This is a genomic window from Persicitalea jodogahamensis (assembly GCF_014651615.1).
Classification (GTDB): domain Bacteria; phylum Bacteroidota; class Bacteroidia; order Cytophagales; family Spirosomataceae; genus Persicitalea; species Persicitalea jodogahamensis.
Genome location: NZ_BMXF01000001.1, coordinates 819,680 through 840,871 on the forward strand (window position 1 = coordinate 819,680; position 21,192 = coordinate 840,871).

The 21,192-nt window shown below is 50.5% G+C and carries 14 protein-coding genes and 1 pseudogene; 7 read left to right on the plus strand and 8 right to left on the minus strand.

Annotated features, from left to right (window positions below):
- Positions 1 to 41 precede the first annotated feature (41 nt).
- From rplL to IE117_RS03420, 6 genes are all read left to right on the plus strand, one after another.
- Positions 42 to 425: a 50S ribosomal protein L7/L12 gene (gene rplL, locus IE117_RS03395; RefSeq protein ID WP_189562924.1), complete on the plus strand. Its 384-nt coding sequence runs from the start codon at positions 42 to 44 to the stop codon at positions 423 to 425.
- Between the two features lie 395 nt (positions 426 to 820).
- Positions 821 to 4,681 carry a DNA-directed RNA polymerase subunit beta gene (gene rpoB / locus IE117_RS03400; RefSeq protein WP_189562925.1) on the plus strand — a complete coding sequence of 1,287 codons (3,861 nt, stop codon included), beginning with the start codon at positions 821 to 823 and terminating at the stop codon, positions 4,679 to 4,681.
- 99 nt (positions 4,682 to 4,780) lie between these two features.
- Positions 4,781 to 9,106: a DNA-directed RNA polymerase subunit beta' gene (gene rpoC, locus IE117_RS03405; protein WP_189562926.1), complete on the plus strand. Its 4,326-nt coding sequence runs from the start codon at positions 4,781 to 4,783 to the stop codon at positions 9,104 to 9,106.
- A 94-nt stretch (positions 9,107 to 9,200) separates the two neighbouring features.
- Positions 9,201 to 9,530 carry a DUF3467 domain-containing protein gene (locus IE117_RS03410; protein WP_189562927.1) on the plus strand — a complete coding sequence of 110 codons (330 nt, stop codon included), beginning with the start codon at positions 9,201 to 9,203 and terminating at the stop codon, positions 9,528 to 9,530.
- Positions 9,531 to 9,662: 132 nt separating this feature from the next.
- Complete coding sequence (locus tag IE117_RS03415) at positions 9,663 to 11,654, plus strand: M1 family metallopeptidase (RefSeq protein ID WP_189562928.1); 1,992 nt, start codon at positions 9,663 to 9,665, stop codon at positions 11,652 to 11,654.
- Positions 11,655 to 11,800: 146 nt separating this feature from the next.
- The gene (locus tag IE117_RS03420; RefSeq protein ID WP_189562929.1) at positions 11,801 to 13,048 is read left to right on the plus strand and encodes an aspartyl protease family protein; all 1,248 of its coding nucleotides are present in this window, start codon (positions 11,801 to 11,803) and stop codon (positions 13,046 to 13,048) included.
- Between the two features lie 138 nt (positions 13,049 to 13,186).
- On the opposite strand, the gene IE117_RS03425 is transcribed toward IE117_RS03420, so the two are convergent.
- The 3 genes from IE117_RS03425 to yihA all read right to left on the minus strand — a co-directional run bounded on the left by IE117_RS03425 (position 13,187) and on the right by yihA (position 15,723).
- The gene (locus IE117_RS03425) at positions 13,187 to 14,131 is read right to left on the minus strand and encodes a 3-oxoacyl-ACP synthase III family protein (RefSeq protein ID WP_189562930.1); all 945 of its coding nucleotides are present in this window, start codon (positions 14,129 to 14,131) and stop codon (positions 13,187 to 13,189) included.
- Between the two features lie 219 nt (positions 14,132 to 14,350).
- Positions 14,351 to 14,860 (minus strand): DUF5606 family protein, encoded by a 510-nt coding sequence (locus IE117_RS03430; protein ID WP_189562931.1) that lies wholly within the window; start codon positions 14,858 to 14,860, stop codon positions 14,351 to 14,353.
- Positions 14,861 to 15,099: 239 nt separating this feature from the next.
- Entirely contained in the window at positions 15,100 to 15,723 is a 624-nt protein-coding gene (yihA, locus tag IE117_RS03435) for a ribosome biogenesis GTP-binding protein YihA/YsxC (protein ID WP_189564216.1), read from the minus strand.
- A 115-nt stretch (positions 15,724 to 15,838) separates the two neighbouring features.
- Here yihA and IE117_RS03440 point away from each other — a divergent pair, with 115 nt between their 5' ends.
- Positions 15,839 to 16,297 (plus strand): thioredoxin family protein, encoded by a 459-nt coding sequence (locus tag IE117_RS03440; RefSeq protein WP_189562932.1) that lies wholly within the window; start codon positions 15,839 to 15,841, stop codon positions 16,295 to 16,297.
- Between the two features lie 74 nt (positions 16,298 to 16,371).
- Here the strand turns inward: IE117_RS03440 and IE117_RS03445 are convergent, their stop codons facing one another.
- The 5 genes and pseudogenes from IE117_RS03445 to IE117_RS03460 form a co-directional block, all read right to left on the minus strand.
- Positions 16,372 to 17,505 (minus strand): DegT/DnrJ/EryC1/StrS family aminotransferase, encoded by a 1,134-nt coding sequence (locus tag IE117_RS03445; protein WP_189562933.1) that lies wholly within the window; start codon positions 17,503 to 17,505, stop codon positions 16,372 to 16,374.
- 6 nt (positions 17,506 to 17,511) lie between these two features.
- A complete protein-coding gene (locus IE117_RS26510; protein WP_374757947.1) occupies positions 17,512 to 17,841 on the minus strand; it encodes a serine hydrolase domain-containing protein in 330 nt (109 codons plus the stop codon).
- Positions 17,842 to 17,987: 146 nt separating this feature from the next.
- Positions 17,988 to 18,821: pseudogene (locus IE117_RS03450) on the minus strand (hypothetical protein); the annotation flags it as partial.
- Positions 18,822 to 18,877: 56 nt separating this feature from the next.
- A complete protein-coding gene (locus tag IE117_RS03455; protein WP_189562934.1) occupies positions 18,878 to 19,567 on the minus strand; it encodes a porin family protein in 690 nt (229 codons plus the stop codon).
- 239 nt (positions 19,568 to 19,806) lie between these two features.
- Complete coding sequence (locus IE117_RS03460; protein ID WP_189562935.1) at positions 19,807 to 21,135, minus strand: cryptochrome/photolyase family protein; 1,329 nt, start codon at positions 21,133 to 21,135, stop codon at positions 19,807 to 19,809.
- Positions 21,136 to 21,192 lie beyond the last annotated feature (57 nt).

The window sequence follows — 21,192 nt, forward strand, 5'->3', positions numbered from 1 at the left end:
TAACAATCATTTTTGTAATCACTTAATCAAAAACAAATAAAATGGCAGATTTGAAAGCCTTCGCAGAGCAACTTGTTGGCCTTACGGTTAAAGAAGTGAACGAACTCGCTACGATTCTGAAGGACGAGTATGGCATTGAGCCCGCCGCTGCTGGCGCGGTTATGATGGCCGGTGGTGGTGCAGGTGGCGACGACGCCCCCGCAGCTGCTGAGCAATCGTCTTTTGACGTTATCCTTAAGGCAGCCGGAGCCAGCAAACTGGCGGTTGTGAAACTGGTGAAAGACCTGACTGGTCTGGGTCTGAAAGAAGCCAAAGAATTGGTGGACGGTGCTCCCAAGGCTGTTAAAGAAGGTGTAGCCAAAGACGAGGCAGAAGCCCTCAAAAAGCAGCTCGAAGAAGCTGGTGCCGAAGTAGAGGTGAAGTAATTCATCGATTCAGCACCCATATCTTAACAGGATCAGGCCTGACATACGTCAGGTCTTTTCCTGTTTATTGATAAAGTACCAAACTTATTTTCGTTGAACGGTGTTTAACTTACCGGGTATAAACCCGACAATCCTCCCGTTTCACGCATCACAACTACAATCTTTCGAAAAACAGACCGGCACCTGTATCTTCGCCACATTCTTGTTTTTCTCTAATCGGGACAACCGATCCGAAACACTTCTTTTCTCGTAGAAAGTAAGAAGAGGGATCCGTTATCCGACAATTTCTACGAGGCAATATTTTGTGGTTCCAAACTTACCGATGCTTTTGCGCGTGTTAGTTTTAGCAAGAGTTTCGGCACTTTTTGTTCTATTAACCCAAAAACAACTTAGCCTTGGCTACCAAAACAGCTTCCAGAAAAAACTTTGCCCGGATCACTCCGATCATCAATTATCCCGATTTATTGGGAATTCAGGTTCAATCATTCAGAGATTTTTTTAGTCTAGACACGTCGGTGGAAGACCGTTCGGCGGAGGGCCTTTATAAGGTTTTCGACGAAAACTTCCCTATTTCCGACTCGCGCGACAACTTCGTGCTACAGTTCATTGACTATTTGCTCGAACCGCCCAAGTATTCGGTAGATGAATCAATTGACCGGGGACTTACTTATGCGGTGCCGCTGAAAGCGAAACTGCGCCTGATTTGCAACGACCCTGATCACGAAGAGTTCGAGACCATTGAGCAGGAAGTGTTCCTGGGGAATATCCCGTACATGACAGAGCGTGGTTCATTTGTAATCAATGGTGCTGAGCGCGTCATTGTGTCGCAACTGCACCGCTCGCCGGGTGTGTTCTTCTCGATGAGCAAGCACACTAACGGTTCCAAATTGTACTCCGCGCGGATTATTCCTTTCAAGGGTTCCTGGATTGAGTTTTCAACGGATGTAAATAACGTGATGTATGCCTACATCGACCGGAAAAAGAAATTCCCGGTAACAACGTTGTTACGGGCAATCGGTTTTGGCTCTGACAAAGACATTCTTGATCTCTTCGGCTTGTCGGAAGAAATTAATGCAAATAAGACCAATCTCAGCAAAGCCGTTGGCCGTCGCCTTGCAGCACGGGTGCTACGCACCTGGACGGAGGATTTCGTGGATGAGGATACCGGCGAAGTGGTATCTATCCAACGGAATGAAGTCCTGATGGAGCGTGATTCGGTCGTGAATGCCGAAGATATCGATACAATTATCAGCTCGGGCCAGAAATCAGTCATTCTTCACAAAGAAGACATGAATGTGGCCGATTACAATATTATCTACAACACGCTGCAGAAGGATAGTTCCAACTCCGACAAGGAAGCAGTTGAGCAAATTTATCGCCAGCTACGGAACGCCGAGGCACCCGACGAGCAAACTGCCCGTGACGTGATCCAAAGTTTGTTTTTCAGTGATAAGCGCTATGACCTTGGGGAAGTGGGCCGCTATCGGATCAATAAGAAATTGGGCTCTGACACCAGCCTGGATCAGCGCGTGCTCACGACAGATGATATCGTTTCCATCGTGAAGTACCTCATCGGTCTTATCAATGCAAAGGCTGTCGTGGACGACATAGATCACCTTTCCAACCGTCGTGTGCGGACGGTGGGTGAGCAGTTGTACGCCCAGTTTGGCGTTGGCCTGGCCCGTATGGCGCGGACAATCAAGGAGCGTATGAACGTGCGCGACAATGAGGATTTCAAGCCCGTAGATTTGATCAATGCCCGGACGCTTTCTTCGGTCATCAACTCATTCTTTGGTACCAATCAGCTATCGCAGTTCATGGACCAGACTAATCCGCTGGCTGAGATCACCCACAAACGCCGTATGTCGGCTTTGGGCCCTGGCGGACTTTCACGTGAACGGGCTGGCTTCGAGGTACGGGACGTGCACTACACGCACTACGGTCGTCTGTGTACGATCGAGACACCCGAAGGGCCAAACATTGGTCTGATTTCGTCATTGTGCGTATTTGCCAAAGTCAATGGTATGGGCTTCATCGAAACTCCTTACCGCAAAATTGACGCGAATGGTAAACTGACCAAAGATATTACCTACATGACCGCCGAGGAGGAGGATTCCAAGTACATCGCCCAGGCCAATAGCCAGGTCGATAAGAAAGGAAACTTTACGGTGGAAAAAATCAAGACGCGCTTTGAGGGGGATTTCCCGATGGTGGATCCTGCGCAGGCGTCGTATATGGATATCGCCGCCAACCAGATCGTTTCGGTAGCCGCTTCGCTGATCCCGTTCCTGGAACATGACGATGCCAACCGTGCTCTGATGGGATCGAACATGCAGCGTCAAGCTGTACCGCTATTGCGTCCTCAGGCTCCCATCGTGGGTACTGGACTGGAAGAGCGTGTGGCTATGGACTCGCGGGCTCTGGTGGTAGCCGAAGGCGATGGTGTTATTGACTACGTGGATGCTACCAAGATTATTGTTCGCTACGAGCGCACCGAAGAGGATCGTGATGTAAGCTTCGATGACGATACGGTCAGCTACAACCTCGTCAAATTCCGTCGCACTAACCAGGATACTTGCCTGAACCTGCAACCAATGGTCTTAAAAGGCCAGAAAGTCAAAAAGGGCGAAGCCCTTTGTCAGGGTTACGGTACCGAAGGCGGTGAACTTGCCTTGGGACGTAACATGATGGTAGCTTTCATGCCCTGGCAGGGATATAATTTTGAGGATGCCATCGTGATTTCTGAGCGCGTTGTTCGGGAGGATATATTTACTTCTATCCACATCGAAGAATTCGAACTGGAAGTACGCGACACGAAGCGCGGCGAGGAAGAACTTACCGCTGAGATTCCGAACGTAAGCGAAGACACCGTTCGTAATCTCGATGAAGATGGTATTATCCGCATGGGTACCGAGGTGAAGGAAGGCGACATTCTGATCGGTAAGATCACCCCGAAGGGAGAGTCTGATCCGACTCCGGAAGAAAAACTGCTTCGTGCCATCTTTGGTGATAAGGCGGGTGATGTGAAGGACGCTTCCAAAAAGGCGCCGCCTTCGATGAAAGGCGTTGTGATCGACACCAAGTTGTTCTCTCGTCCGACCAAGGAAGAGCGTGCGCAGCACAAGGACGAGCTGAAAGGATTGATGAAGCGGTATAGCCGTGACCTCAACGCTCTGCGTGATCGTATGATCGATAAGATGGTGGATGAGGTTGAAGGAAAATCCAGCCAGGGCGTCAAGCATAAGTTTGGCGACGTTATGATTGCCAAAGGGGCAAAATTCAGCCGGAAGAATATTACGGAGAACCTTTTCCCGGCTAACAACCCATACCGGGATGAAAGCCAGTACTCAGTACCCGAGGAGGTCAACCTGATTGGCGATATACTGACGGATAACTGGACGGACGATGCCGACGTAAACCGCCGCGTTTTCCGCCTGGTGCGTAACTACCTTGCCAAGCGTAGCGAACTCATGGGTGAGTTTAAGCGTGAGCGTTTTGCCCTTGAGGTAGGAGACGAACTACCCGCAGGTATCGTGAAATTGGCGAAAGTATACATTGCCAAGAAACGTAAATTGAAAGTAGGGGACAAGATGGCGGGTCGTCACGGAAACAAAGGCGTTGTTGCCCGGATCGTCCGTGATGAAGATATGCCATTCCTTGAAGATGGTACGCCGGTAGACATCGTATTGAACCCGCTTGGTGTGCCTTCCCGGATGAACATCGGACAGATTTACGAAACCATTTTGGCCTGGGCCGGACTGAAGCTGGGTCGCCGCTACGCCACTCCGATTTTCGATGGCGCAACGGAAGACGAAGTAGCTGCCGAACTTGCTGAGGCAGGACTACCCGACTGGGGACGTACCTACCTCTACAACGGATTGACGGGCGAGCGTTTCGACCAGGCCGTAACGGTGGGACTCATCTACATGATGAAACTGGGTCACCTTGTGGACGACAAAATGCACGCTCGTTCGATTGGCCCGTACTCTCTCATTACACAGCAGCCGCTGGGTGGTAAGGCGCAGTTTGGTGGCCAGCGTTTCGGCGAGATGGAAGTGTGGGCTCTGGAAGCCTTCGGTGCTTCGCACATCCTGCAGGAAATCCTGACTGTGAAATCAGATGACGTAGTTGGACGAGCCAAAGCATACGAGGCAATTGTGAAAGGCGAAAACCTTCCCAAGCCCAATATCCCGGAATCGTTCAACGTGTTGGTGCACGAGCTTCGTGGCCTGGCGCTGGAAATTACGCTGGATTAACATAGATCGGGAGGGATAGAAACTCTAGTCCGGTTTTTATCCCTCCTTTGAAAAAAAACAATTCAAGACTATTGATTCACAAAAACTAAGATCAACAATATGTCTTTTAAGAAAAATAAGAAAATCAACAGTGACTTCCTGAACATCACGATCAGCCTGGCCTCGCCGGAGTCGATCTTGGAAAGTTCTTACGGCGAGGTGACGCAGCCCGAAACCATCAACTACCGGACCTACAAGCCGGAAATGGGGGGACTTTTCTGCGAACGCATCTTCGGCCCCGTAAAAGATTGGGAATGCCACTGCGGCAAATACAAGCGGATCCGTTATAAGGGTATCATCTGCGACCGTTGTGGTGTGGAAGTCACCGAAAAGAAAGTCCGTCGTGAGCGCATGGGTCACATTGAACTCGTGGTTCCCGTCGCCCACATCTGGTACTTCCGCAGCTTGCCAAACAAAATTGGCTACCTGCTGGGGCTATCTACCAAGAAACTGGATCAGATCATTTACTACGAGCGGTATGCCGTGGTTCAGGCAGGTGTCAAGGCTGAGGACGGAATCAGCTACATGGACTTCCTGACGGAGGACGAGTATCTGGATATCATCGACAAACTCCCCCGCGAGAACCAGATGCTGCCCGATACTGATCCCGAGAAATTTATTGCCAAGATGGGTGCCGACGCGCTGGAAATGCTGCTGGCCCGCACCAAATTGGACGAACTTTCGTACGAATTGCGCCACCAGGCTGCTACGGATACGTCGCAGCAACGTAAGCAGGAGGCGTTGAAGCGTCTGAAAGTAGTTGAGGCTTTCCGCGATGCCAATACGCGCATCGAGAACCGCCCCGAGTGGATGGTTATTAAGATGGTACCTGTGATTCCGCCGGAACTGCGCCCGTTGGTACCTTTGGACGGCGGTCGTTTTGCGACTTCCGATTTGAATGATTTGTACCGTCGCGTTATCATTCGGAACAACCGTTTGAAGCGTTTGATCGAAATAAAAGCGCCCGAAGTGATTCTGCGTAATGAAAAGCGCATGTTGCAGGAAGCCGTGGATTCACTATTCGACAATAGCCGGAAAGTGAACGCTGTGCGGTCGGAAGGTAACCGCGCCCTAAAATCTCTTTCGGATATGCTGAAAGGAAAGCAGGGACGTTTCCGCCAGAATCTGCTTGGTAAGCGTGTGGACTATTCCGGTCGTTCCGTAATCGTGGTAGGTCCCGAGCTGAAATTGCATGAATGCGGTTTGCCTAAGGACATGGCGGCAGAATTGTTCAAGCCGTTTATCATCCGTAAGCTAATCGAGCGCGGTATTGTTAAGACTGTTAAATCTGCCAAGAAGATTGTGGATCGTAAAGATCCCGTCATCTGGGACATTCTGGAAAATGTGCTGAAAGGCCACCCTGTACTACTCAACCGGGCTCCAACCCTGCACCGTTTAGGTATTCAGGCGTTCCAGCCCAAGTTGATCGAGGGTAAAGCCATTCAGCTGCACCCACTCGTTTGTACGGCCTTCAACGCTGACTTTGACGGTGACCAAATGGCTGTGCACGTACCGCTGGGCCAAGAGGCCGTGCTTGAAGCATCCATGCTGATGCTCTCTTCGCACAATATCCTGAACCCCGCTAACGGAGCTCCCATCACGGTACCTTCGCAGGACATGGTACTTGGTCTGTACTACGTAACCAAGGGTCGCAAGAATATTCCAGAGTACCCAATCATTGGCGAAGGCATGACCTTCTCCGGTCCTGGTGAAGTTATAATCGCCATTAACGAAGGCCGCGTTTCCAAGCATGCCAACATCAAGTGCCGCGTACGGATGCGGAACGATGACGGTACGTTTGAAACGAAACTTATTGACACCGTGGCCGGACGTATCCTGTTCAACCAGAGTGTGCCAGAAGAGGTAGGCTACATCAATGAATTGCTGACGAAGAAGAAACTACAGCAGATCATCGGCCAGGTATTCAAATTGGCGGGCGTAGCCCGGACGGCTCAGTTCCTTGACGATATCAAAGAACTCGGTTTCCAGATGGCGTTCAAAGGCGGACTGTCCATTGGTCTGAGCGACGTGATGGTACCCGTTGAGAAAGAAAAACTCATCGAAGACGCCAAGAAAGACGTCGAAGGCGTCTGGAGCAACTACCTGATGGGTCTGATCACTGAGAACGAGCGCTACAACCAGGTTATCGATATCTGGACGCGCGTTAACTCTCGTATCACCGAGACGCTGATGAAGCAACTTGAGGCGGACCAGGGTGGGTTCAACTCCATCTATATGATGATGCACTCGGGAGCACGTGGTTCTCGCGAGCAGATTCGCCAGTTGGGCGGAATGCGGGGTCTGATGGCTAAGCCGCAGAAAAACCTGGCAGGTGGAGCAGGCGAGATTATCGAAAACCCGATTCTTTCAAACTTTAAGGAAGGACTTGACGTACTCGAGTACTTTATCTCTACGCACGGTGCACGGAAAGGTCTGGCCGATACGGCTTTGAAAACAGCAGATGCTGGTTACCTGACTCGTCGTTTGCACGACGTAGCGCAGGATGTAGTTGTCACCGAAGACGACTGCGAAACACTGCGTGGCATTCAGATATCTGCTTTGAAAGATAACGAAGATATCGTTGAGCCACTGTCAGAGCGTATTCTGGGTCGCGTAAGCGTTCATGATGTGATGGACCCGCTTTCCGGTGAGATGATTCTCGAAGCCGGACAGGAAATCACAGAGGAAATAGCTCTGTATATCGATGAGACAAGCATCGAGAGCGTAGAAATTCGCTCAGTGCTTACTTGCGAAACCCGTAGTGGAGTTTGTGCCAAGTGTTATGGACGCAGCCTTGCTTCCGGCCGCATGGTAGATATTGGTGAATCAGTAGGTGTTATTGCTTCGCAATCCATCGGTGAGCCAGGTACTCAGCTGACGTTGCGGACTTTCCACGTGGGTGGTACGGCCTCCAACATCGCCGTTGATGCCAACATCAAGGCGAAGTTTGAAGGCATCATCCATTTTGAGGATCTGCGTCTGGTTCATTCGACCAACAGCGAGGGCGACGACATCACCGTAGTGATGGGCCGTTCAGGCGAAGTACGTATTCTGCATCCCGAAACGAAGCAGCTACTCATTGCCAACAACGTGCCTTACGGTGCGCACCTGAGCGTGAAGGAAGGAGAAAAAGTGGAGAAGGGGCAAGAGATCTGTACTTGGGATCCTTACAACGCTGTGATCTTGTCGGAATTCGACGGTTCAGTAACTTTTGATGCGATTGAAGAGGGAATCACTTACCGCGAAGAATTTGATGAACAGACGGGCTTCCAGGAGGCGGTTATCATTGACACTCGTGACAAGACCAAAAACCCGGCTATTGTAGCTAAGGGAAAGAGCACACTCCTGAAAGATCAAACGGAGAAGTTCTACAACTTGCCCGTAGGCGCACGCTTGGTGGTGAAAGATGGTGTCAAGGTGAAAGCCGGACAACCATTGGCCAAGATTCCTCGCGTTGTTGGTAAGACCCGCGACATTACGGGTGGTCTGCCCCGCGTGACGGAGCTTTTCGAAGCTCGTAACCCGTCGAACCCCGCGACTGTCAGTGAAATCGACGGTGTGGTAAGCTATGGCGGCGTGAAGCGTGGTAACCGTGAGATTATGATCGACTCTAAGGATGGTATTCAGCGCCGCTACATGGTGACTCTCTCGAAGCACATTCTGGTACAGGACGGAGACTTCGTGAAAGCGGGTGATCCGCTTTCCGACGGTGCCATCACACCCGCCGACATCCTGTCGATTAAAGGACCGACTGCTGTGCAGGAGTACCTCGTGAACGAGATTCAGGAAGTGTACCGTCTGCAAGGGGTGAAAATCAACGACAAGCATATCGAGTGTATCGTGCGCCAAATGATGCAGAAGGTAGAGATACTGGATGCGGGCGACACGAACTTCCTAGAAATGCAGCCTGTCGATCGCTGGGTGTTCCGGGAGGAAAACAACAAGATTCTGAACATGAAGGTTGTTGACGATCCCGGAGATTCCGAGAACCTGAAGCCCGGCATGATTGTGACAGTTCGCCGCTTGCGCGATGAAAACTCGAGCTTGAAGCGCCGTGACATGAAGCTGGCCACGGCCCGCGATGCTCAACCCGCAGTAGGTAAGCCCACACTGATGGGAATCACTCAGGCGTCTTTGGGTACCGAGAGTTTCGTATCGGCGGCTTCTTTCCAGGAAACTACCAAAGTACTAAGTGAAGCGGCCGTCCGCGGCAAGCGCGACGAACTGCAGGGTCTGAAGGAGAACGTGATCGTTGGTCACCTGATCCCTGCCGGCACCGGTATGCGCAAGTACGTTGATCTGCTCGTCGGTTCACAGGAAGAATTCGATGCATTGGCTGAATCGCGCGAAAAAGCCGCATCACGCAAGAAGCGTGAACTGGCCTAAGTGATCGTTTGAATAAATAGTTAGAAAAAGGCCGACTCCCGGAAAAGAGTCGGCCTTTTTTTTAATTTTGTTTAAAAATAATACTATCAAACTTATGGAAGACCAAAATCAGGAACCGGAGCAACAGATCAACGTCGAGCTCTCGGAAGATATCGCAGAAGGTACTTATGCCAATCTCGCGATGATTGCCCACTCTAATAGCGAGTTCATCCTCGACTTTATTCGTATGATGCCGGGCGTGCCCAAGGCCAAAGTCAAGGCCCGCATTATTATCACCCCCGAACATGCTGTACGGTTGTTAAACGCTTTGAAGGACAATATCCGCAAATTCGAGGCGGCTCATGGCTCCATTAGCGAACCTACTGAAGATGGCTCGAACTTCAATTTTCCCCTAAGTTTCGGAGGTCCGGGTGGCGAAGCTTGAGGCAATTATTTTCTCATTCTTCTTACAAAAAGGTACTTTCCCTCGTTTAGTAGTTGTTGTTATAGTTGGACTTTCCAATTTATTGACAAACAGATTTTTAGTATTTTATTTTCTAATTCCTTATCGTTTATAATGAATAATTCCATGATCCGCTCAGGGTTGCTGGCGCTCTGTTCGCTGCTCTGCCTGAGTTCTTTTGCCCAGGATGCCGCCAAGTCCCAATACGATGCCCATGTGCTGTTTAACCCGCTGCTCAATTATCAGCCTGGTAATGAGTACCGCACAGGCGGCGGAGCTCCCGGACCAAAGTACTGGCAGAACCGCGCCGACTATAAGATCAATGTATCTCTTGACGAAAGCGCCGGAACGCTGGCCGGGGACATAGAGATTACCTACAAGAACAATAGCCCCAGCGATTTGGAGTTCCTGTGGCTGCAACTGGACCAGAACGCCTTCAGCGACACATCGCGAGGTGGCAAGACAACACCGATTACGGGTGGCCGATTTGGCAATATGGGTTTCGAAGGAGGTAACAAGATCACTTCCGTCACCGTGCAGCAGGGCAAAAACAAGGCACAGGTTGCGCAATATGTAGTCAATGACACCCGAATGCAGGTACGCCTGGCTGACCCGTTGAAAGCCAACGGTGATGTAATCAAAATTAACCTGGGGTATTCCTTCAAAATCCCCAAGTATGGCTCTGACCGCATGGGAATGTTGGACACCAAAAATGGCATAATCTATGAGATTGCACAATGGTATCCCCGCATGTGTGTCTACGACGACATCGAAGGCTGGAACACGCTTCCCTACCTTGGTGCCGGTGAGTTCTATCTTGACTATGGCGATATCGAGTACGCCATCACTGTTCCCTGGGATCACATTGTGGTCGGTTCGGGCGAGCTGCTCAACCCCAACGACGTGCTGACAAAAGAGCAGCGAAACCGCCTCGACCGTGCTGCCAAAAGCGATACCACAGTCATGATCCGCACAGCGGAAGAGGTAACCAGTGCCGAGTCCCGGCCTAAACAATCGGGTACACTCACGTGGCGTTTCCGTTGCCAGCAAACCCGCGACGTAGCATGGGCCACATCCAAAGCTTTTGTCTGGGATGCTGCCCGAATGAATCTGCCTAGTGGCAAGACTGCCCTGGCGCAGTCGGCTTACCCCGCCGAGGATGGTGGCGCAAAGGGATGGGGACGTTCCACGGAGTACGTGAAAGCTAGTATCGAGTTTTACTCCAATTATGTGTACGAGTATAGTTACCCGGTTGCCACTAACGTGGCAGGCATTGTGGGTGGCATGGAGTATCCAGGTATTGTGTTCTGCGGACATGATAGTCGGGAAGCCAGCCTTTGGGGGGTGACTGATCACGAATTCGGTCACAACTGGTTCCCGATGATTGTTGGTAGCAATGAGCGTAAGTATGCCTGGATGGACGAAGGCTTCAACACTTTCATCAACTTTCTTTCGACCGATGCCTTCAATAATGGAGAGTACAAAAATCGTCCTATGGATATGCAGCGCACTGCTCCTGCACTTTATCCGGCCAGCGACGATGCCATCATGAATATCCCTGACGTGGTGAGTGCCCGTGCTCTGGGAATCGAGGCCTACTACAAGCCCGCCATTGGCCTGAAAATGCTGCGCGAGCAGGTATTGGGTAAGGAACGGTTTGATTATGCCTTCCGCCAGTACGTGAAGCGCTGGGCTTTTAAGCACCCTACTCCTTATGACTTTTTCCGCACGATGGAAGATGTGGGCGGTGAAGATCTGGCCTGGTTCTGGAAGGGTTGGTTCTTTGAAAACTACAAGCTTGACCAGGGCGTGAAAGACGTTATCTACATTGAGCAAGATGCCCAGAAAGGAGCACTGATTACCATCGAAAACCTGGATCGATGGGCTATGCCGGCCGTGGTAGAACTGGAAGATGTAACGGGTAAGAAAACGCGGATGGAATTTCCTGTTGAGATATGGCAAAGGGGTGGAAGCTGGACATTTAAGGCCGACACGCAGCAGCCGCTCCGTTCAGTTCGTCTGGACCCTGACAACGTGCTGCCGGACATGAATCCAGCCAACAATACGTGGAAGCCTATGCGTTATTCAGCGCCTATGGCCAACTAATCGGTAGACTTCCAAACACTTTGGTTCGTGACGTGCCGGAGAACAAGCTGAAATTCATTTTCGGACTGTTTCTTCGGCACTTTTAGTGTCTGAATAGTATTTTTTGTAGAGTTTTTGCAAATTGTGGGAGATAGGAAGCCATGCGAATGAAAATAAAAATACTTCTTGCTTTCACGGCCTTTCTTGTGGTGAGCCCCCTGATTTCGGAGGCGCAAAAGAACGATATTTTTGGCTTCCACCTTATCCAGAAACGGCGAAGTGCCCGCATCCCTTTCGAACTGCACGCCAATCTAATCATCGTACCCGCGGTAATTAACAACTCTGACACGCTCCATTTTATCCTCGATACGGGAGTGAGTAATACAATTGTTACCGACACGGCTGTTGCCAAGTACCTCAACTCGGAGTTCGTCCGCACGATCAGGCTCGATGGCGTCGGTTCGGACAGCACTTTAGAGGCAGAGGTAAGCATTGGCAACACGCTTCGGGTCGGCTATGCCCGCATTAACGACCACAACCTGATCGTATTGAAGAAGGATGTGCTCAAATTGTCAGAATTGGTGGGTACGCCTATTCATGGACTGATCGGCTACGATCTATTTGAGCGTTTTGTAATCACAGTTGATTTTCAACGTCGGCAATTACTTGTGCAATTGCCCGGGTACTTCAAATATCGCCGCAACTATGGTGCAAAAATCCCCCTTGAAATTATCAATAAGAAACCTTACATAAATGACATATCTATCAGTGAGTTAGATGAGAAACAGGTAGTTAAGCTGCTGTTGGACACCGGGGCAGGTCATGCCGTAATGCTCAACACGTATGCTACTCAGATTCCGCTCCCTGACACAACGATCGACGTGCAACTCGGGATGGGGTTGTCGGGGAAAATAAGTGGTAAACTGGGGCGGCTGGACAAACTCCGGATCGGAAATCACAACCTTTCCCAGGTAGTTACTTCTTTTCCTGATAGTGCCTCGTTTGGAGGCAAAATAGATCCTACTTTCGATCGGCAGGGCAACATCGGTGGCGAATTGCTCCGGCGCTTCCGGGTCACGATCAACTACCCAGAAAAATATATGACCATGAAGCCCGTCAAGCGGGCATTGAAGGAACCGTTTGAACATGACATGAGTGGCATGGACCTTCGGGCAAAAGGGGGGGATTACCGGGAGTACTATGTAGATCGGGTCATGGACGACTCCCCCGCCTCCCGCGCAGGGCTTCTGGAAGGAGACCGGCTGATGTTTATTAATAATGCGGCTTCTAAGACGCTCAATATGACTGAAATCTACAAACTCCTTCAGCGTAAAGAAGGTAGGTCAATCAATCTGATCGTCAGTCGTAAAGGGTCGCTTATATTTACTACGCTGGTGCTAAAAAGAGTTATTTAGATAATTTTTAAGGCTTGGCGGCTTAAATGTCATTATCAAGGTAGTTTGATTGCCGAATCGAGCGTAATTGGTTTTTCAGAGAGAAGCGGAAGATGGAAATTATCTCAAACCCGTCAGGATCCCGCTTTAATTCTCCTTTTAAACTTCAATCAGCATTGCCCCATAGGAATATCCACCACCGAAAACGGTCACCACCAACCTGTCTCCTTTTTTGAATCGGTCTTTGTTCTCCGAGAGGGCAATAGCGCAGCCAACGCAGCCCGTATTGCCCAGCCGCTGAATGTTGGAGAGTAGTTTCTCTTCGGGAATACCCATCGTATTAATGACATTCAGGCTAATGCGGTGATTGGCCTGGTGCGGGATGAGGTAGTCGATATCTTTAATACCCAGGCCGCAGGCTTCCAGTACTTGCTGACTTACTTTGGGCATGTAAGTGCAGGCGTTCTGGAATACATCGCGTCCGTAAGGCATCACTACGCCCCGTTCGTTGGGCCGCAGCACCACGGCTTCCACCGCTTTGCCACTTGTAGCTGCCCCGCCCGTAATTATTTTCCGAATGAAAAGGTCGCCCTCTGTCTGGCGCTCTTTCGATATGAGCATGGCCGAAGCTCCGTCGCCCCACAGATGCCCCGACATGGTGTCGTTCTCATTGTTATAAGCCGTATTATGGTCTGCCACAATTACCAGAGCGCAGGAAGCCTTGTTCATGGCAAAGTACCCCTCTGCCAACTCGATGGCGTTGAGCAGCGACGAGCATGCCGACGATACCGAGACGACGGGAATATCCGGGATATTAAGATGATGCTGTACCGCGTGGGCCAATGACACGATCGTGTCGTAAGGCGTGTAGGTGGCTCCGACAATCAGGTCGATTTGGTTCTTGCTGTAAGGTATCTCCTGAAGTAATGCCTCCACAGCGGCAATGGCCATCGTGTTGGTATTTTCGCCTTCGCCCGCCTTGCGGCGCTCTCGGATGCCCGTCCGCTCCACGATCCACTCGCTGGAAAGGTTATTCAATTCGGTGAAATATTCATTATCCACCACGTTGGTCGGCAGATAATGGCTAATCCGGTTTATATACATGATTTGTGGATGTCAATAGGGGGATTACTGGAATAGTCCGAAAGTTAAATATTTCGTAGAAAGCGTGGTACTGATTATTTGAACAATTCAACATTGTGTTCAAATTTTTATGAAAAAAACTAAAAAAAACGGTTTTAGTTTGGTTTCTCGGGAGATAAAATGAAGAAACCCCGCAAATGTTGCGGGGTATTCCTTCTTTCTGGCAAAAGGACAAATGGATTACTTCGTATCAGGAGCCTCGCTCTCTTCGGATGTATCGTCAGCTTCGCTCTCATCGGACGACTTGCCCTCCGTAGAAACCACGATCGTTTTCTTTTTAGGAGGAGATTTTACGAAATCATTGGGGAAATGTGCCGAAAGGGTGTTATACCACTGAATAATCTTCTTGATATCGGACACATACACACGGCCACGGTCGAATTCGGGTAGTACTTCGTCCAGAAACTCTATCAAGTTCTTATCAGAAGCCTGTTTAAGATCGATGTCCACCTTCTCGCCGTGCTTCTTTCTGATCTTCAGAAAGACATCAGACAGGGGAATCGAGTCTTGCTCTCCTTCTGTAAAGATAGATACATCCTTCAACACCGATACCCGGGCCGAGGCCCCAATCATGGTTTTTTCGCCCTTTCCATCAAGGCTCTCTACAATGACACCGGCCCGACTAGGCTTCAGGATTCGGTACAGACCACCTTTGCCCGACACGTTGGCTATTTCCTTTAATATTTCCATTTAGGATTTTATTCTTTTGAATACAAATAACTGATTGCTTCCGTACAAAAACGCCGCAAAGGTAAAATTATTCAGTGGAAAGTGGACAATCGATACTGGATAATTGCTATCTACCTGGCCGCAAAGGGACTTACTGAACTGATATTGATTGCAATCGGTAAGATGTATTTGTAAAACCAGAACCACTTCCGGATCATATCCAATCCGTTATGATCCTGATCCTCTACTTCCCGGTTCCATCACGATTCAGCGCTGCGATCCATCGACGAAAACGCCTCACTGTATGTTTGTATTGCTTCCAGGAGCGGCTCCCGACCATCGCCTTTTTCAGAGGACGTCAGAAAGGAAATGGGTAGTTCTTCCCAGGTTTCGAGCAATTTTTGCTTGTACCGGGTTATTTGGCCATCGAGATCTGATTTCTTAACTTTATCCGCCTTCGTAAACACGATATGGAACGGTACACCTTCTTCGCCCAACTGCTCCATAAACTCAAGATCGATTTTCTGAGGGTCGTGACGGCTATCCACAAGCACAAAAGTGCAGACCAAGTTGGGGCGGTAGCGCAAATAATCATAGATCATACCTTCCCACTTCAAGCGTTCCGTTTTTGCGATTTTGGCATAACCATAGCCTGGCAAATCAACAAGGTACCAGGCATTATTGATCAGGAAGTGGTTGATAAGCTGAGTTTTGCCAGGGGTTCCCGAGGTTTTGGCCAGAGCTTTGCGCTGCGTCAGCATGTTAATGAGCGATGACTTGCCCACGTTGGACCGCCCGATGAAGGCGAACTCTGGTAATTCGGAAACGGGGCAATCCCGGTAATCCGCGTTACTGACGACATACTCGGCTTGTTGAATAATCATGGCTTCGGCGATGGTTTTAGGATGCAAAGGTAAGGAAAAAGGGGCGTCGCGAAACGAAACGGGCGCTTCAACGCGTTATGTAAGCGTCTTTATAAATTCGAATCATAAAAACTACATGAGAGGTTTGCGAAAAACAGGGTTGGCGTTGATATGGGTACTCCTGGCAGTCACAAGTACATGGGCCGCCGGTCCAGGGGATGTTGCTAAACCCACCGCCGAATCGGGCATCCAGTTCACCGATGAGGCTTGGGCGGCTATTGTCAAAAAAGCCAAAGCCGAAAACAAAATCATTTTCCTCGACGCTTATGCCAGCTGGTGTGGCCCATGCAAGCTTTTGCAAAAAAATGTGTTCACCCGTTCGGATGTCGGCGAGTTGTTCAACAAAAACTTTATCAATGTAAAAGTCGATATGGAACGTGGTGAGGGGCCACAACTGTCGCGGCTGTTTCCGCTGGAAGCGTATCCCACCTTATTTTTCATCGAGCCGAGTGGTAAAATCGTACGAAAAGTAATCGGCTACCGGACCCCTGAACAGCTGATTGCATTGGGGAAGAGCGTGCTGAATACGCTCTGAATAAATGGATAATCAGCAGGAAAATCTCCAATATCACACCAAGCCTGAATCAATCGGATTCGGGCTTTCGTTTTTCAGACGAATAATTTTTTAATTCTGGTGGTGATGCGTTGCAAGTCGGCAGGCTCCAGGTTTGATCCTGACGGTAGACACAGGCCAGACTTAAACAGATTTTCGGCCACGTTACCTCCAAAGTAGGGTGAGTCGGCAAAGAGAGGCTGCATATGCATTGGTTTCCACAGCGGCCGGGATTCAATGTCATCTTCCGCCAGGGCCAGCCGCACGGTCTCGCGCGTGATTCCCCCTGATTGTTGTGGATCGATGGTGAGGCAGGTAAGCCAGCGGTTGGAGAAGTACCCCTCCGGCTCGGGTTGAAAGGTAATACCCGGCAGAGGGTGGAGTGTTTCTTTATAAAAATGAAAATTGGCCCGCCGCTGCGCCACACGTTCGTCGATCACTTCCAGTTGACCCCGGCCAATCCCTGCGCAGATATTGCTCATCCGGTAGTTGTAGCCGACCTCAGAGTGCTGGTAGTGTGGAGCCGGATCGCGGGCCTGGGTAGCCAGGAATCTGGCCTTTTTTACATAATCCCCGTTTGTCGAAAGTAAGGCCCCTCCGCCTGAGGTAGTGATGATTTTGTTGCCGTTGAACGACAGCACCGACATGGCTCCGAATGCACCCGCCTTTTGCCCGAAATAAGTCGAGCCCAGTGCCTCGGCGGCATCCTCGATAAAAGGTACCTTAAAACTTTCGCACAGCGCCAAAATTTCTTTTAGTTTGGCAGGCATACCGTAGAGATGAACACCAATTACAGCCTTCGGTTTTCTGCCCAGGTCTGCATAATACTTTAATGCTGTTTCCAATGCCTCAGGACATAGGTTCCAGGTGTCGGTTTCGCTATCGATGAAGACAGGCGTGGCCCCCTGATACATAACTGGATTAGCCGAGGCGGCGAACGTAAATGACTGGCATAGCACAACATCACCTGCCGTAACGCCCAGCATGATCAGCGCCAGATGAATCGCCGCCGTACCGGACGACAGCGCAGCGGCGTGGCCCGTGCCGACATAAGCACATAGTTCTTGCTCGAAGCCATCCACGTTTGGTCCAAGGGGTGCAATCCAGTTGGAGTCAAAAGCCTGCTGTACATAGGGTAGTTCGTGGCCGCTCAGGTGCGGAGACGAAAGGAATATCTTTTTCAATGCCATGATTTCTCAGTCCAGACTATCCAAAAAACGCTTCACTACGCCGTCCATCGCTTTGTTGTCCAGCCACCGTACCACCATTACCAGTTCGTGTTCAGGATCTACGTACACCATATTCGTACCATTCCCGATATGTACGAAAGCTGTAACCGGCGCACTTGGCAGAAAGTGGTGGTCGGGGTTTGTGAAAAAATTCATGTAGCCGTAAGTGGGCTGGACCGTGGTGGGGGTAGTGGCCTGCGCGATCCAATTCTCCGAAATGAGCTGCTGGCCGTTCCATTTCCCTTTGTGCATTGTGAGTAAACCGAAGCGGGCCATATCGTAAGCGTTGATGAACATTCCTCCGCCCCAGTGGCCCCCCCGCTGACTACCTGCACAGCCTGTCCGTCCAGTACGATCCAGGAGCTGCGGTAACCCGCCCAGCGCCAAGTGCTGGACGCACCGATAGGGTTCATAATGTATTCATGCAGTACCTGAGGCAACGGTCGCCGCCATACACTGGTGGCTGCTAATGCCAGGGCATTCACCCGCACATCGTTATATTCATACACACTGCCGGGTTCGTTCCGGGGGCGGGTCTGCCAGTCTTTAGAATCCGCAGAGGGGCGGTCGGCCCATTCCGGCTTACCCCAGAGAGTCCCTTCCCAGTCGCTGGTCTGCCGGAGCATCACATCCCAGGTTAGCCGACGGTTATGAGGAGTGTCGAAAGGCCGCAGCAATTCTGGCGTCCCGAACTGCTCAGCGGGGCGGTTGATCTGGGCAGGATTATACAATTCAATAGGCGGCACGTAGGTTGCAACCGTATCCTGTACGCTGCGGATTAGCCCGCGATCGACGGCTAAGCCTACGACGGTGGACAGAAAGCTTTTCGTCACACTATGCGTCATATCAGGGCGGTTGGGTTCCCCCCATTCGGCTACCAGGTAGCCGCGTCGCAAAATGATGCCGCTCGGTTCGCCGCGTGTCTCGAAGGGGCCGACGCCTTCACCAAAGGGTTCCTTGCCGAAACTTTGTGCTTGCGCTACCTCCATATTGCGCGGGGCTTTAGTTTCGTTCTCCCGTGCGAAGGCGATCAATGCCTGCACTTTGGCAGTACTCATCCCAGCTTCCGCCGGAGTTTTTCGCTGCCATTCGTGCCGCTCAGGAAAGTAGGCCGCAGCCGGTTCGGCTTTCCTTTTTTGAGATAAAGCCGGATGAAGTGCCAGCAGTACCGCAATCAACGTAAAATATTGGCGCATGAAAGACAGGATATTTTGGATGAAAGTTACGAAAGATAACCAGAAAAAGCCGATTGGGGTATCCCAATCGGCCGAAGGCATTATTTAAATCAACGCTTGGCTGAATGCCAAACTACAACGACTCTATTTGCCGGTCTTTAGAATGCGAACTTATATCCCAGTGAGACACTGGCGCCCTGATTACGGACATTAGCCCGTACCACCGGAACGTCGATCAGGCGGCTGATGCCGTGCTGATATCGGCCCTCAATCATGATTTCTCCGGCTCCGGCCTTCAGGCTCAGGCCAGCTCCGGCGATTCCACTGAACTCAAAACGGTTATAACCCAAGGTATTGACGGGGATGTTGGTCCGGATGGGACGTAACTCAATGATAGCCTGGGGGCGGGTGACCAACTGCGCGTCCATTGCATAACCCACCGAGGGTCCGGCGATCAGATAGACTTTGGCGAGTTCGTTGCCGGCAGAAAGCTTCAGCAGTACAGGGGCCTCCACGTAGCTGACTTTGTAGGCAGATTTCACACCGAGGCGAACCGGAAAATTACCGACGTTGATACTGGTGCCTTCCCGAACCATAAATCCCTTTTGCTGATAGACAAGTTCAGGACGGATGGCCACGCCATTGGAGAATTCGCGCTCGGCAAATACTGCCGCACTGATACCGGGCGACCATTTGAAATCAGGCGTAAAGTTGGTGACAAGATCGGGCCGGGTGATGGTGCCGGCGTAGCCACCGCCACGCACGCCCACCGACCATTGGGCCATGGTGGAGCCGGCAGCAGCCAGCAGGAGAACAAGAGATAGCAGGAGCGAGCGATTCGTTTTCATGTCGATTGTAATTTTGTAGCGTGAAGATTTTGTCAGTAAATCAAGAATTGCTTTTTCGCAATCGGGATTTAGAGAACACGCTCCATCCGCCGTTTAAGGGAGGACGGCGGGATTAACAATCGTTAACAAAGACGGTGAGGGGCAAAGGCGGAAGGTCAAAAGTCAACGGTAATAGGGGACATACATTTAAAAAAGTACGGCGCTGGTAGCCACCGTAGAAGAAATTTTGACCTTGACCGTTATCCGTTCAGTGCATCCTTATAAGCTTTCAGGCACCTTTCGCGCGCTTCTTTATGATCCACAATGGGGTCGGGGTAGTCTAGTTCGTTGATTTCGGGGATCCATTCTTTAATGAACTTGTTTTGCGGGTCGAACTTTTTGGCCTGGGTTGTAGGGTTGAAGATGCGGAAATATGGCGCGGCATCAGTACCAGAACCCGCCGCCCACTGCCAGCCACCGTTGTTGGCTGCGAGATCGTAGTCTTGAAGTTTTTTGTCAAAATAAGCTTCGCCCCAGCGCCAATCGATCAGCAAATCTTTAACAAGAAAACTAGCCGTAATCATCCGCAGCCGATTATGCATATAGCCCGTAGCGTTGAGCTGTCGCATCCCGGCATCTACGATAGGGTACCCTGTCATGCCATCACACCACTTTTTAAACTCCTCTTCATTGTTGCGCCATTTGATGCGGTCGTATTCGGACCGGAAAGCCTTGCCCTCACCCACATGTGGAAAATTCCAGAGGATTTGCTGGTAAAAGTCGCGCCAGATTAACTCACTGAGGAAGGTTTTGCTTTCCTTCATCGCCTGTTGGGCCAGTTCGCGAATGCTGATCGTACCGAAACGCAGGTGAATACTCAACCGCGAAGTGCCGGGTGCCGCCGGATAATCCCGTAGTTCATCGTACTTTTCCAGCTTCTCGTCGCGGACTTTTTTTGGGGGAAACTCCTCGTCTGGCATCCGCTCAAAGCCCATTTCTTCCAGGGTGAGAATGGGTAGTTTTTTTGTTTTGAACAAATTCTTGAAATACTTTTCCGTTGGGTAAGGCTTTACGTAGAAATTCTTCTCCTTGGAACCGTGAAGTTTCTCCTGCCATGATTTGCTGTAAGGCGAGAAGACGGTATAGGGTGTTCCCTTATTGGTCAGTATTTCCTCTTTTTCAAAAATGACCTGGTCCTTGTAGGTATGAAAGGGGATATCCTTTTTCTCTAAGAATTCAGCCACTTTACCGTCGCGTTTTTTGGCATAGGGTTCGTAATCGTGGTTGGTGTAAACCTCCGCGACATCATATTCGCCGACAATTTCTTTCCAGACCTTCAAAGGCACGCCATACTTCACCAACAATGAAGAGTCTTCTTTTTCCAGCTTTTCTTTCATTTCCTCCACGGCGCGCATGATGAATTCCACGCGGCGGTCGCGCTTGTCGTCAAGCTCGTCAAGGATGGTTTTGTCAAAAATAAAAAGCGGCAGGACGGGAAAATCGGATTTGAGAGCGTGGTAAAGTCCCGCATTATCGTTCAGCCGCATATCGCGGCGGTGCCAGAAGACAGCAATTTTTTTCGTAGGCATGGTGGAGTCAAGTTGCGTGGTATTTTACTCCATAAACCAGCCGGGCGGGGGATTGTT